General features: G+C 46.7%; 10 protein-coding genes and 1 pseudogene. 8 read left to right on the top strand and 3 right to left on the bottom strand.

What is annotated here, in order from left to right:
• The 3 genes from RIG27_RS19445 to RIG27_RS19435 all read left to right on the top strand — a co-directional run.
• Window positions 1–997, top strand: a 997-nt coding sequence (locus RIG27_RS19445; protein WP_446347860.1) for an RNA-guided endonuclease InsQ/TnpB family protein, incomplete at its 5' end; no start/stop codon positions are given.
• Between the two features lie 72 nt (window positions 998–1,069).
• Window positions 1,070–2,752: a dihydroxy-acid dehydratase gene (gene ilvD / locus RIG27_RS19440; RefSeq protein ID WP_446347858.1), complete on the top strand. Its 1,683-nt coding sequence runs from the start codon at window positions 1,070–1,072 to the stop codon at window positions 2,750–2,752.
• 157 nt (window positions 2,753–2,909) lie between these two features.
• Entirely contained in the window at window positions 2,910–3,083 is a 174-nt protein-coding gene (locus RIG27_RS19435; protein WP_446340590.1) for a hypothetical protein, read from the top strand.
• A gap of 57 nt (window positions 3,084–3,140) precedes the next feature.
• Here RIG27_RS19435 and RIG27_RS19430 read toward each other — a convergent pair whose 3' ends face one another.
• Both RIG27_RS19430 and RIG27_RS19425 read right to left on the bottom strand, forming a co-directional pair.
• Window positions 3,141–4,394 (bottom strand): Nif11-like leader peptide family natural product precursor, encoded by a 1,254-nt coding sequence (locus RIG27_RS19430; protein WP_446347855.1) that lies wholly within the window; start codon window positions 4,392–4,394, stop codon window positions 3,141–3,143.
• Window positions 4,395–4,724: 330 nt separating this feature from the next.
• Entirely contained in the window at window positions 4,725–6,158 is a 1,434-nt protein-coding gene (locus RIG27_RS19425) for a flavin monoamine oxidase family protein (RefSeq protein ID WP_446347853.1), read from the bottom strand.
• Window positions 6,159–6,244: 86 nt separating this feature from the next.
• Here RIG27_RS19425 and RIG27_RS19420 point away from each other — a divergent pair, with 86 nt between their 5' ends.
• The 5 genes and pseudogenes from RIG27_RS19420 to RIG27_RS19400 all read left to right on the top strand — a co-directional run bounded on the left by RIG27_RS19420 (window position 6,245) and on the right by RIG27_RS19400 (window position 11,347).
• Window positions 6,245–6,505: a hypothetical protein gene (locus RIG27_RS19420; protein WP_446347852.1), complete on the top strand. Its 261-nt coding sequence runs from the start codon at window positions 6,245–6,247 to the stop codon at window positions 6,503–6,505.
• Window positions 6,474–6,818: pseudogene (locus RIG27_RS19415) on the top strand (glutathione binding-like protein); the annotation flags it as partial. The gene RIG27_RS19420 and the pseudogene RIG27_RS19415, both read left to right, overlap by 32 nt.
• A gap of 443 nt (window positions 6,819–7,261) precedes the next feature.
• Window positions 7,262–9,376, top strand: a complete 2,115-nt coding sequence (locus tag RIG27_RS19410) for a tetratricopeptide repeat protein (protein ID WP_446347850.1) — start codon at window positions 7,262–7,264, stop codon at window positions 9,374–9,376.
• A 391-nt stretch (window positions 9,377–9,767) separates the two neighbouring features.
• Complete coding sequence (locus RIG27_RS19405) at window positions 9,768–10,517, top strand: response regulator transcription factor (protein ID WP_446340583.1); 750 nt, start codon at window positions 9,768–9,770, stop codon at window positions 10,515–10,517.
• A 245-nt stretch (window positions 10,518–10,762) separates the two neighbouring features.
• Entirely contained in the window at window positions 10,763–11,347 is a 585-nt protein-coding gene (locus RIG27_RS19400; RefSeq protein WP_446347847.1) for a thioredoxin family protein, read from the top strand.
• Between the two features lie 298 nt (window positions 11,348–11,645).
• On the opposite strand, the gene RIG27_RS19395 is transcribed toward RIG27_RS19400, so the two are convergent.
• A complete protein-coding gene (locus tag RIG27_RS19395; RefSeq protein WP_446347864.1) occupies window positions 11,646–12,953 on the bottom strand; it encodes a DUF58 domain-containing protein in 1,308 nt (435 codons plus the stop codon).
• Window positions 12,954–13,027 lie beyond the last annotated feature (74 nt).

The raw sequence follows: 13,027 nt of genomic DNA, 5'->3' as shown, positions 1-13,027 counted from the left end.
GCGTGTAGCTGCCAACCGCAAGGTAGCCAAGCTAAAAGGCAAACCTGTTAAAAGATTTGCCCCAAGCAGCATGGACTGTGACAAAGACTTGTTTCGCTTCCGAGAACAAGACTGGACGGTAAGCCTTGCAACTACTCACGGTAGAGAGCGAGTTGAATTAAAAGTCGGCAACTACCAAAGAGGAAAACTCAAACAGAGAAACCCGACTTCTGCTCAACTGTGCAAGCATCGCGATGGTCAGTTCTACCTGCACATCCAAATTAAAGACGAAGCTCCCGACTCATCCGTGAAAGACTTGGTGATAGGTATCGACTTGGGACGCCGAGATATTGCAGTTACATCAGAGGGCAAAAAGTGGGACGGATTGCACATTCAGTCAGTACGAGATAAGTTTTATCAAGTTAGGGCGTCTCTCCAGAAAAAAGCCTCGAAAGGCACAAGAACAACTCGGCGTAGATGCCGGGAAGTTTTGAAACGGCTGTCGGGGAGGGAGAGACGTTATCAACAATGGCTCAATCACAACATTTCCAAATCAGTGGTCAGACGAGCAGTTGAGTATAGTGCCTCTATTGCTATAGAAGACCTTACGGGAATCAGGGAAAGAACCAACCAGCAACCCAGGAACAAAACAGAACGCAGACGCTCAAATTCATGGGCATTTTATCAACTGCGAATGTTTGTTGAGTACAAAGCTATTGGCGCTGGTGTTCAAGTTATCCCAATCCCCCCTGCCTATACTTCCCAAATATGTCACAATTGCCTACACATTCACCCGGTAAAAGGAAAGTCTTACCGTAGTGGCAAGACTTTCAAATGTGGGCATTGTGGTTGGCATGGAGATGCCGACTTTAATGGAGCCAATAATATTGCACTTGTGGGGCTGTCTATAAACCAGCCTGGAGGCACGGGGTTATCGTGCAAGCTAAGCCGAACTATTAAGTATGTTCAGCGTTCGACTGAGCGCTCACGCCGAAGTCTTAGCTTGTTCAATGACTGAGCGGGCTACTAAAAACCCAGACCTCAGCTCTTAGCAGGTCTGGGTAGTTTATTAACAAAGGAAATTAAGCCAATGTCAGATAACCTGAGAAGTCAAGTCGTTACCCAAGGTGTGCAGCGATCGCCAAATCGTGCCATGCTTCGTGCTGTCGGTTTTAGCGATCGCGACTTTACCAAGCCAATTGTTGGGTTAGCGAATGGGTATAGTACAATCACGCCCTGTAATATGGGCATCAATGATTTAGCGCTAAGGGCAGAAGCCGGATTAAAACAAGCGGGGGCAATGCCGCAAGTCTTTGGTACGATTACCATTAGCGATGGTATCTCTATGGGAACCGAGGGGATGAAATATTCCCTGGTGTCACGGGAAGTGATTGCTGACTCCATTGAAACCGTCTGTAATGGTCAAAGTATGGATGGGGTGCTGGCAATTGGTGGCTGTGATAAGAATATGCCTGGAGCGATGATTGCGATCGCGCGGCTGAATATTCCTGCCATCTTTGTTTATGGGGGAACCATTAAACCCGGACATCTGGATGGACAAGATTTAACCGTTGTCAGCGCCTTTGAAGCGGTGGGACAACATAGTGCGGGTAAGATTACTGAAGAACAACTGGTAGCCGTCGAACGAAACGCTTGTCCCGGTGCAGGTTCTTGTGGCGGAATGTTCACCGCCAACACCATGTCCTCGGCATTTGAAGCCATGGGAATGAGTTTACCCTATTCCTCAACAATGGCAGCCGAAGATGCCGAAAAAGCGGATAGTACAGAAAAATCGGCGTTTGTTCTGGTTGATGCGATTCGTCAGCAAATTCTACCCCAACAGATTTTAACTCGCCAAGCTTTTGAAAATGCCATTTCGGTAATTATGGCAGTGGGTGGATCAACGAATGCGGTACTGCATTTACTGGCAATTGCGCGGGCGATCGGGGTAGAGTTAACTCTGGATGACTTTGAAACGATTCGCGCTAGAGTTCCGGTTCTGTGTGATCTTAAACCCAGTGGCAGATATGTGACCACGAATTTACACCAGGCTGGTGGTATTCCCCAAGTGATGAAAATGCTGCTAGTCCATGATTTATTACAGGGTGATGCATTAACGATTACCGGGAAAACCGTAGCGGAAGTATTAGCTGATGTACCCGATGAACCGCCCCCGGATCAAGATGTAATTCGTCCCTGGGATAATCCCATGTATAGCCAAGGACACCTGGCGATTTTAAAAGGAAATTTGGCAACCGAAGGCGCGGTGGCAAAGATTACCGGGGTGAAAACGCCCCAAATCACCGGTCCTGCGCGTGTGTTTGAATCCGAGGAAGATTGTTTGGATGCAATTTTGGCGGGTAAGATTCAGGCGGGAGATGTGATTGTGGTGCGGTATGAGGGACCCAAAGGAGGTCCAGGAATGCGGGAAATGTTAGCGCCCACGTCAGCGATTATTGGTGCGGGGTTAGGGGATTCGGTGGGATTAATTACCGATGGTCGCTTTTCTGGGGGGACTTATGGTATGGTAGTCGGTCATGTTGCCCCAGAAGCTGCCGTTGGAGGTGCGATCGCGTTAGTCGAAGAAGGGGATTCGATTACGATTGATGCTCCGGCGCGATTATTACAGATCAATATATCTGATCAGGAACTGCAACAACGCCGCGCCAAGTGGCAACCTCCCAAACCCCGATATACCAAAGGAGTGCTGGCGAAATATGCCAAATTAGTGTCCTCTAGTAGTATAGGTGCGGTGACAGATTTGAATTTGTGATTCCTTGGGCAATGTAGAGACTCCTCATGCTACGTCTCTACATTTAGCTGGTGGGTTGGTTAATTTTCTTTTTTCGTGCAGAATTGTTAAACTATAAAATAATTGTAATATTTTGTAGCGATTTTGGGATTAGAAGCCCATTTAACAGTAATAGATTATGGCAGATAGAACAACAACCAAAAATAGAAGCACTCAAGCTGAGACACAACAAGCGCTAGCGAGACGAAATCAAAATGTAACCGCGCTGGATGTTCAGCCTTTACCGAATAATCGTCCGATTGCGGCTAATGCGACTGAATCGAGTGATGAACTCATGGGCTATTTGGACTAATTCACTATTGGTTAGACATGAATACTACCGATTTCCTCACTGGAGATCGGTGTTTTTTTAAGTCGTTGCTGGTTTTTCCACGGGAACCAATTGTCCATTAATTTTTTGGTAACGAGTTCCGCGATAGACAAACTCTAGAGTTTGTTTAATTGAGGGTAAACTTGCTGGTGTCCCTTGATCAGACAATCCCAGAATTTTAGCTAACTCTTGATCGGATAGTTCATTGGATTTATATCGCACAAAGCCATCAACAACTGTGGTGAGTTGTTCAACGGAAAAGTCAAACCCATGTTGAGCCGCAAATTTCACCACTAACGGGGCGCGATCGCCGATTAACGCAGCGGCTTCTTGCTGATCCAATTCGGCATGGCTACTAATATCGCCGTCACCGACTCCCAATAATGCTCCTAATTTTTGTTTAATTTCGGGATCGTCAGCCGTTTTCTGCATAAATTGCAGGACATTGGGTGTAGAATTCACCGATTCGTGTACGGGGACTAGCTTGCCATTAATGCGTTTATAACGAGTCCCTCGATAGACATAGTCTAAGGTTTTGTTAATCGAGGAGATACTTTCTTTTGTTCCCTGATCTAGGTTCGATACACAAATCATCTTTGAGAAATCGTTAGCCGATATTTCGCCTGATTGATACTGTTGAAACGCATCTACCGTTGTTCTTAAGTCTTCAACGGAAAAGTTAAACCCCTGCTGGGCGGCAAACTGAACAACTAATGGAGCGCGATCGCCCGTCAAGGCGTCGGCTTCGGCTTCATCGAGTTCCATTTGACTACTGATATCTCCATCACCAACCCCCAACACTGTCGCTAATTGTTGCTGTAAGCCCTGATCTTCAGATGTCTTGTGCATAAATTCCAGAACACTGGGCGTAGAATTAGTGGGTTGGATAACAGGAACGAGTTTGCCATTAATTCGTTGATAGCGAGTTCCCCGATAGACAAATTCTAATGTCTTTTTAATCGAGGGAATACTCTCTTTTGTTCCTTGATCGAGGTTGGATAATCCAATGCGTTGCGAGAACTCTGCTTCAGAAAGTTCTCCTAACTGATATCGCCCAAACGCATCAACAACAGTTCTTAAATCGTCAACAGAAAAATTAAACCCCTGCTGGGATGCTAATTTGACGACTAGAGGAGCGCGATCGCCCGTCAAGGCGTCGGCTTCGGCTTCATCGAGTTCCATTTGACTACTGATATCCCCATCACCAACCCCGATCAATTCCCCTAGGCGTTGCTGTAGTTGTTCATCTTCTGCGGTTCTCCGCATAAATTGCAAGGCTTTTGTGGTTGTCATCTAACTTATCCAGGTCGCAATTCTTATAAAGGGAAAATTTTACCTGAATTCCATCACTATTCAATAACTTTTAACAACTCTTAAACCTATTGGGTTAAAGTTTTGTTATTTTCCTGAAATAATGTTCATTGTGAACAGATTAAAGAGGTGAATAATGCATAGCCGACAAGGAGAGAGGCTTTGATTTTTTTCATTACCCTAAAAAAGTTGGCTCTCCTCGACTGGTTATAGCAAATTTAATCTTATATTAGTCACCCGGAATGTAAATGACTTTCACCCTGATTGAGGAATTACAGTTATTAAATTCTTTTGAAAGTGGACAACTTGAGGTTATCTCTGGCGCTGTAAAATCTCCATCACTACCCGTTCAGCCGATTCCAACGCCGCCTCCATCCCCGGTGATGCGATCGCGGTATGCTCCCCGGCAAAGTGGATGCGTTGCCAAGGTTTTTGCATCTGGGTTTGAAATACCTGGATTTGTCCCGGTGCAAAATAAGCATAAGCGCCTAAAGAAAAGGGATCGCTTCCCCAAGTCACGACACGAGTAATCTCGACATTTCCTGCGGTTTGGGGACGCATCTGTTTTAACTGAGCCTTTACCTGTTCCTCGACTTCCCTAGCCGATAATGCGTCTAATTTATCAGCATTTTCCCCATTTGCCCAACCGACTAAACCTTGTACCTTTCCGGTTTCATCCTTAACCGGAAAAACCAGTTCCAAAAACGAATCTGTCCACATATTCACCGGATAGCCATCAGCTTCCCAGAATGGCTCACGTACTGACAAATGAATCTGGGTGACTTTAGTATAGGGTAACTGCTCTACCGCTTCTTTTTGTTCTGCCTCTAACGGGGGATAAATGGGAATCTGACGTAAGACAGAAAACGGTAATGTACAGATGGCATAATCGGCAGTAAAGGATGAGCCATCGGTACAATAAACCTTAACACCTGTGTCTTGAGAGTAAATCGCTTCTACTACCTTCTGGGTGTAAAGTGGAGACGTCAGAGAAGCAGCGATTTTTTCAGGGAATCGACTGTTTCCCTCTTTCACCCTGATTGAGGAACGCGATCGCGTTTTTGCCCTTTGATCATTTCGCAATCCCCATAATGCGGAAGCGCTTTCAATACTATTCATTGAAAAGGGATAAACATTCATCAGCCGCAAGGCTTCCGGGGATGCTCCTTGCTGACGCAGATAATCTTTTAGAGAAATATCTAAATACGAATATTCGGGTAACGTCCAGTCTTGATTCTGCTCAAGGGGATTATTTGGGCGTAGATAATGGGTGAGTAAAGCTGGGGGAATGATCGTTTTTTCCGACTCAGCTAAACGATTCGCTGGAGACGATTCCCAATCACTGGCGAGTACCGATTGTCCATTGACATGAAGTAACAGTTGACGTTCTCGCTGGGGACGAGGTTTTAAGGGTGCATTTAAACGATTCGCTAACTTAATGAAACGAGAGTATTTTTCGCCTAAACCTTGTCCTCCTGCTTCAGGTTTTCCAGGCAAATCATCTAAGGTGTGAACTCGACCCCCTACACGATTTCGCCCTTCTAAGACTGTGACCAAAAACCCTTGTTTTTCTAAGATTAATGCCGCATACAGTCCGGATAAACCCGCTCCTATAACAAGTACAGATGTTGGTTTATTGAGTGCAGATGCCCTGAATTGGGATAGATAGCCTGCGCCCAGAAATGCTAAGGTAGACTGACTGATGCCCTGTATAAATTGTCGGCGTGTGAAAAATCGGGAATTCATGGTTGACTGATGTTAAGTAGGTGATATCGTTGAGACGAGAATGATAGTATTTTAAAGTGTAGTCATCTAGCAAATTATTCCCCTGAATGAGCAATAAATTAGGCATTCACGCCCTAATTTGGGCAGGAACTTGGGAGCAAGCGGATCGAGAACGCGCGATCGCGAATACGGCGGCTTGTGGTTATGATCTGATTGAAATTCCCTTATTAGACCCAACTACGATTAATGTAGCAGATACTGTCACCTTATTAGAATGTTATCACCTAAAAGCCACAACCTCCTTGGGACTTTCTCCAGCAACCGATATTTCCAGCACGAGCAAAAGTACTCCAATGGTTATTTTTTGAACAATATAGCCACGAACCCTATATCGCCACATCCAGATATTGGATCTCGATACTGGGAAAAGCAGAGGAGTATCAGCAAGCACTCGCCCAAAAACGCCAACCGGGTTACGCTGCGCTAACCGTTATGGACACTCACTTACAGCAGCATAGATTTTTTGTGGGCGATCGCTATACTATAGCGGATATTGGCTTGTTTGCTTACACTCATGTTGCGGATAAAGGCGGCTTTGATTTAAGCAAATTTCCTGCTATCCTGAGTTGGTTAGAACGGGTTACGCTGCAACCGGGACATATTCCCATCACCCAAAAATAAGTAACCCAATCTTGAAATTAATACTATGATTAAGATTGATCTGTCGAGAAAATAAATCAGGTCAGCGCATCTACTTGCAAAGAAGTCACGACTCAAGTTTGTCAAGTTGCTGTGAATGCCGCCAAAGCATCCGATCTATTAACCCTAGTTGAAGCTCTCTACTCAGCCTTTCAATTGTTTGTAGAGAACAAATTGGCATTGGCTGTACAAACTCCGCAACGAGACGACTAAGGGCGAATTTAAGCGGTACAACGATGCCCAATGGGGAGTTGCATCAATGTCATGGAATTCAGAAATTGGCTGGGAGGTAGGGAAGCTGGGGGAGCCATGTAGAGACGTAGCATGCTACGTCTGGAAGCTGGGGAAGGGATTGGCAAAATTTTGTGTAAGAATCAATCATATCATTACTGCATGGCAATGCTGGAATTGGCTTGATAAAACCAATGAACTTGGCTCTCGGACAAACAATTGGTGGACGCTATAATATCGTGCGGCAACTGGGACAAGGTGGGTTTGGTGCTACATTTGTCGCCCAAGACCAACATTTGCCTAGCGATCGCGATTGTGTGGTGAAGCAACTCAAACCCCAAGCGACTGACCCGTTTACCTTGCAGACGGCGCGGCGTTTGTTTGAAACGGAAGCTAAAATCCTGCATCAGTTGGGTCATCACAACCAAATTCCGCAGCTATTTGCCTATTTTGAAGAGAGTCAAGAATTCTATTTGGTGCAGGAACTGGTTGAAGGGGATAATCTGAGTCAGGAATTGACGCAAGGAACGTCTTGGTCAGATCAGCAGGTGATTGATCTGTTGCAGGAAATCCTGACGATATTAGCGTTTGTTCATCAGCATCATGTGATTCACCGAGATATTAATCCCCACAACCTGATCCGGCGTAAATGCGATCGCAAGTTAGTCCTAATTGATTTTGGCGCGGTTAAACAAGTTAGCACTCAGATAGTGCAGGGAAAATCCTCTAGCTTTACGGTGGCGATTGGTACGCTGGGATATCGACCCAGTGAACAAGCGAATGGGAATCCCCGTTTGAGTAGTGATATCTATGCGGTGGGGATCGTTGGGATTCAAGCATTAACCGGTGTAGCGCCTCAGGAACTGCCCGTTGATCCCGACAGTGGAGAACTGTGCTGGCGCGATCGCACCTCGGTTTCCCCTGAGTTGGCGAAAGTTCTGGATAAAATGATCCGCTACGATTTTCGCCAACGTTACCCCTCTGCGGAAGCGGCTGTGCAGGCGTTGCAGGATTTAACCCAACCCACGAAGGCGACGGTGGCTGTAGCGGCGACATCCCCATCCCTACCACCTGTTCCTCAATCGTCTCAACGGCAGAAACTGATACTGGCGTTCTTGATTACTGGGGCGATAATAGCGGCTGGAGGAGGGGCGACAATCGGGATTATCAATTGGATTAATTCCACCAACGCGACTCAATCCTATAACCGAGGTGAAACACTGCTGGAGTTGAGGCGGTATGAGGACGCCCTCAGCGCTTATAATCGTGCCGTTGAACTGCAACCGGACTATGCTGAAGCTTGGCTGGGTCAAGGGGATGCGCTTTTGGCATTGGGTCAGTCTGAGGCGGCGTTGGATGCTTATGATCAGGCGATTCAAATTCAGCGTGAGTATCCAGAGGCGTGGAAAGGACGAGGAGAGGCGTTAGTTGCATTGCAGCGTTATGAAGCCGCGATTAGTGCGTTTGATCAGGTAACGAAATTGCAACCGGAGGACGTGGAAACCTGGGAACGTCGCGGGATGGTACAGATGGAGTTACAGCGCTATTCGGCTGCGATCGCATCTTACGATAAAGCCTTAGAGATTCAACCCAATTATGCCTCAGCCTGGTATCAGCGTGGCTGGGCATTCCATAATTTACAACAGTATGAAGAGGCGCTTCAATCCTATGACCAAGCCATAGAATATAAGCCCGATTTCGCCGAATCTTGGTATCAACGGGGTAATGCGTTGGTCAATTTAAACAAACACCGTGAAGCGGTGGAGTCTTACCAGAAAGCGGTTCAATTTCAGCCAGATTTTTATCGAGCGTGGTACAGTCAGGGCAGTATTTTAAACAAGTTAAGCCAGTATCAAGAAGCGTTAGCCGCATTTGAAGAAGCGGTTAAACTTCAGCCCAACAGTTATGAGGCGTGGTATGGTCGAGCTTGGGCGTTGCATAAATTGGAGCGTTATGATGAAGCATTAACGGCTTACGAGAAGGCGGTGAAACTGAGACCCAATTCGGAGCAAGCCTGGTATAACCGGGGGAATGTCTTCTATATATTGCAACGATACCAAGACGCGATCGCGGCGTATGACCAAGCTGTTGCCCATAAGCGCAGCTATTACCAAGCCTGGAATAGTCGCGCTAATGCTCTATTTAACCTGAAGCGATACAGTGAAGCATTGACCTCTTATGAAAACGCTTTGACGTATCAACCCGATTACAAAGAGGCAAAGCGGGGGAAAGAGCAAACGCAGCGTGAACTTGAGGAGTTGAAAAAAGAATCGAACCGGGAGTCATCTGAAGAGGATGATGATAACTAGGGTCTGCTTCAGGGAGTCTTGTGGTGAGTGTAGAGACGTGCCATGGCACGTCTGGGAGCAGACTATAAATAATAAGAGCGATCGCTAACACACTCTCTAATACCAAATCCGGGTTGATTACCCCCTTGATAATCCAGTCCTTACCTTGGGGACTACCCTTCGGGAAGGCTTCGCATACATTTGCGTAGCCGTGACTTCCAGTCGCTAGGACAAAAAGGGGATTAATCTAAGCCAACTCAACATTATACCTTATTTTTCCAAAAAAATCAGAAAATTTCCATTTTCTTCACAAGTAGTTTAGAATCAGCGCTTATAATCGGTACAGTATCTGTAGTTTCCTGTGACATTTCTTATCCAACCTTAACAAGTCCTATTAGTAACCACTTAAGTGATGCATAGAATCCTTTTAATCGATGACGATCCCGCAATCTCAGAACTGGTCTCCATTAACCTAGAAATGGCAGGATACGAAGTTCACCAAGCGCCCGATGGTATCAAGGGTCAGGCGATCGCGCTGCAACTCCAGCCCGACCTGATCATGCTAGACTTAATGCTCCCTCGAGTCGATGGCTTTACCGTTTGCCAACGGTTGCGTCGGGATGAACGCACCACGGATATTCCCGTGTTGATGTTGACAGCGTTGGGTCAAACGCAGGATAAGGTAGAAGGGTTTAATGCCGGTGCGGACGATTATCTGACCAAACCCTTTGAACTCGAAGAAATGCTAGCACGGGTACGCGCCTTACTGCGACGTACTGACCGCATCCCCCAAGCCGCCAAGCATACGGAAATCCTCAACTATGGTCCTTTGACCCTGATTCCAGAACGGTTTGAGACGATTTGGTTTAATCAGACGGTCAAATTAACCCACTTGGAATTTGAACTGCTACACTGCTTATTGCAGCGTCATGGTCAAACGGTTTCTCCTAGTGAAATTCTCAAAGAAGTCTGGGGATATGATCCAGATGACGATATTGAAACCATTCGTGTCCATGTGCGCCACTTGAGAACCAAACTCGAACCTGATCCCCGTCATCCCCAATATATTAAAACAGTATACGGTGCGGGATACTGTCTGGAGTTACCCAATAGTGAAGAAACCGCTGAGGCGGGATCATCCAATTCAGCAAAATCAGAATAGATTGGGGATTGGAGAAGTGTTGAGTGTTGAGACGCGCCATTATTTGTCTGTAGGGGCGGGTTTAGGGATTTTCCTGTTGCGATTGATGATAGCGTTTATTCAAAACCCGCCCTGTAAATCAACCAATTAAGAAGTTAAGCTTATAAAAAATCGTTTTGTTCCCTGTTCCCCGTTCGCTGTTCCCTCTCCCCGCCTATATGTTCAACAATCAAATCCTCTAATTCGTCACCAAAGGAGTGAAAATCATGGCACTCACAGCCTCAACCATGTTGCCTCTAGGCAACAAAGCCCCAGAATTCCAGTTACCCGATGTAGTATCGGGCGAAACGATATCCTTAGACACGTTTGCAGGGAAACAGGGATTAGTGGTGATATTTCTCTGTCGTCATTGTCCATTTGTCAAGCATGTACAGGGAGAATTAGCCAAACTAGGTCGAGACTACCAGGATGCGGATCTGGGGATTGTAGCAATTAGCGCCAACGATGCCACGACTCACCCCGACGATGCGCCTGAGAAGTTAAAGGAAATGGCAAAAGAATTAGGATTGACGTTTCCCTTGTGTTATGACGAAAGCCAGGAAACGGCTAAAGCCTATACAGCCGCCTGTACGCCAGACTTCTTTGTGTTCGATCGCGATCGCAAATTAGTATACCGGGGACAATTCGACGATAGCCGCCCAGGGAATGATAAACCTGTGACGGGTAAGGATCTACGATCCGCGATCGATTCGGTATTGGCGCAGTCTCCCGTCAGTGAAGAACAAAAACCTAGTATCGGCTGCAATATCAAATGGAAACCGGGGAAAGAACCCGCGTACTATGGCGCTTAATGATCAATTTAGAGGTTGGGATTAGGGCGAGTTTCATTTGTCTGTAGGGGCGGGTTTAGGGACAAACTTAACCCACAAACCAATAACCTTTATCCAAAACCCGCCCTGCCCCACCTCTCACTACCGCGACATTTCTAGCGTGCGATCGCGGTTAAAAATCCGGTGTTTTTTTATCCCCTTTCAGGTTGGGATTAGGGCGGGTTTCATTTGTCTGTCGGGGCGGGTTTAGAGACAAACTTAACCCACAAACCAATAACCTTTATCCAAAACCCGCCCTGCCCCACCCTCTCAACCCCTGTTAGAGTAAACTCCGCGCCTTCAGTTGTAAATAACGGTTAACCAACTGCTCACTAATCTGATTCGCTGGTGCATCTAATACCAACACCCCTTTTTGCTTCAATTGGGCAAAAGCCACCCGACGCTGGGCAATTAAATCTAACGCAACCGCACGAGAGTATGTTGCTTCTATATCCTGAGTCCGAGTGTGAGCAATAGTATCAACTTGGGGATCACGTAATGTCACACAAAAGGGTAAATAACGCGGCGTAAGGCGTCCCATGGCTGATAAGAGTTCAGCCGAAGCGGTTACATCAACAATATCGGTAATCAAAACCACTAAAGCACGACGAGTTTGTTGATTCACTAATCGCGTCACTGCGCCAAAATAATCCGGTTCCAATAATACAGGTTGAATTGGCGTCAATCGTTCTATTAATTTCGATAACTGATGCTGACCCCGTTCCGGTGGAATCCAACGGGTTACCTCTCGGTCAAACACACCAATTCCCACTCTATCGCCTCGATTTAATCCCGCCAAAGCCAGGGATAATGTCGCATTTAACCCCCAATCAAATCGCTTTAATCCCTGCACCTGTGCCGTCATTAACCGCCCTCGGTCGAGTAAAATAATTAACGTTTGCTCCCTCTCTGGTTCCAATACCCGGATTAACGGACGGGAACGACGGGCTGTGGCTTTCCAATCGATAAGCCGAGTATCATCTCCAACACCATAGTCCCGAAGTTCCGCAAACTCGGTTCCCGTACCCAGGCGTCGCGCTCGGCGCATGGTTCCTGTATTCTCTAAAGTGAGGCGAATCGAGAGTTCTCGCAATCCCAGCAAATCCGGATACACTGCCACCGTCTGACTCGCGGGGATAGTCCAATCGAGCCATGCTAATCCCCAGCGCCCCCGTTGTCGCACTTGAATATCTCCCCATGGATACTCGCCGCGACTTTTGGGGTGAACCGTGTAAGTAAAGTCCTGAGTATAATTGGCTTCCAGTTGGGCTGAGAGAGTGGGTGTAGAGACATCAAACTCTAGCGGGTAATGATCACGCAGGCGAATCTGGGCAGATGACGAGCGCGATCGCACCGATAATACCACAGGATTATCCCGCCCGATGGATAATCGATGTAACGGATAGCGCGTCACCGTGACACGATACGGTTTAACCCGTCGTCCATCCCAAACCGCTAAACTCAGGACAATCGCATCAAATCCCAGAGTTCCCCAAATGCTGCTTGGCTGATTAAACACAACAGCCAGCAACAGGGCGATTATCATACCCAGTAGCAGCAGCCAATAAAGACGTTGTGACGGAATAATCATATTAGTTTGTAGGGGCGGGTTTCACTATTATCATTTCTTGCCTCACCCAAATGCAACTAAACCCGCCCTGA

This window comes from Coleofasciculus sp. F4-SAH-05 (genome assembly GCF_040222985.1).
GTDB classification, from domain to species: domain Bacteria; phylum Cyanobacteriota; class Cyanobacteriia; order Cyanobacteriales; family Coleofasciculaceae; genus Coleofasciculus; species Coleofasciculus chthonoplastes.
The sequence above is the reverse complement of the archived record's forward strand: the minus strand, read 5'-3'. Positions and strand labels throughout refer to the sequence as shown.

Excerpts from the sequence above, each read along its gene's own strand:
- RIG27_RS19420 (WP_446347852.1), top strand. The coding sequence starts at position 6,245 with ATGAGCAATAAATTAGGCATTCACGCCCTAATTTGGGCAGGAACTTGG.
- RIG27_RS19435 (WP_446340590.1), top strand. The coding sequence starts at position 2,910 with ATGGCAGATAGAACAACAACCAAAAATAGAAGCACTCAAGCTGAGACA.
- RIG27_RS19430 (WP_446347855.1), bottom strand. The coding sequence starts at position 4,394 with ATGACAACCACAAAAGCCTTGCAATTTATGCGGAGAACCGCAGAAGAT.
- ilvD (WP_446347858.1), top strand. The coding sequence starts at position 1,070 with ATGTCAGATAACCTGAGAAGTCAAGTCGTTACCCAAGGTGTGCAGCGA.
- RIG27_RS19405 (WP_446340583.1), top strand. The coding sequence starts at position 9,768 with ATGCATAGAATCCTTTTAATCGATGACGATCCCGCAATCTCAGAACTG.
- RIG27_RS19400 (WP_446347847.1), top strand. The coding sequence starts at position 10,763 with ATGGCACTCACAGCCTCAACCATGTTGCCTCTAGGCAACAAAGCCCCA.
- RIG27_RS19425 (WP_446347853.1), bottom strand. The coding sequence starts at position 6,158 with ATGAATTCCCGATTTTTCACACGCCGACAATTTATACAGGGCATCAGT.
- RIG27_RS19410 (WP_446347850.1), top strand. The coding sequence starts at position 7,262 with ATGAACTTGGCTCTCGGACAAACAATTGGTGGACGCTATAATATCGTG.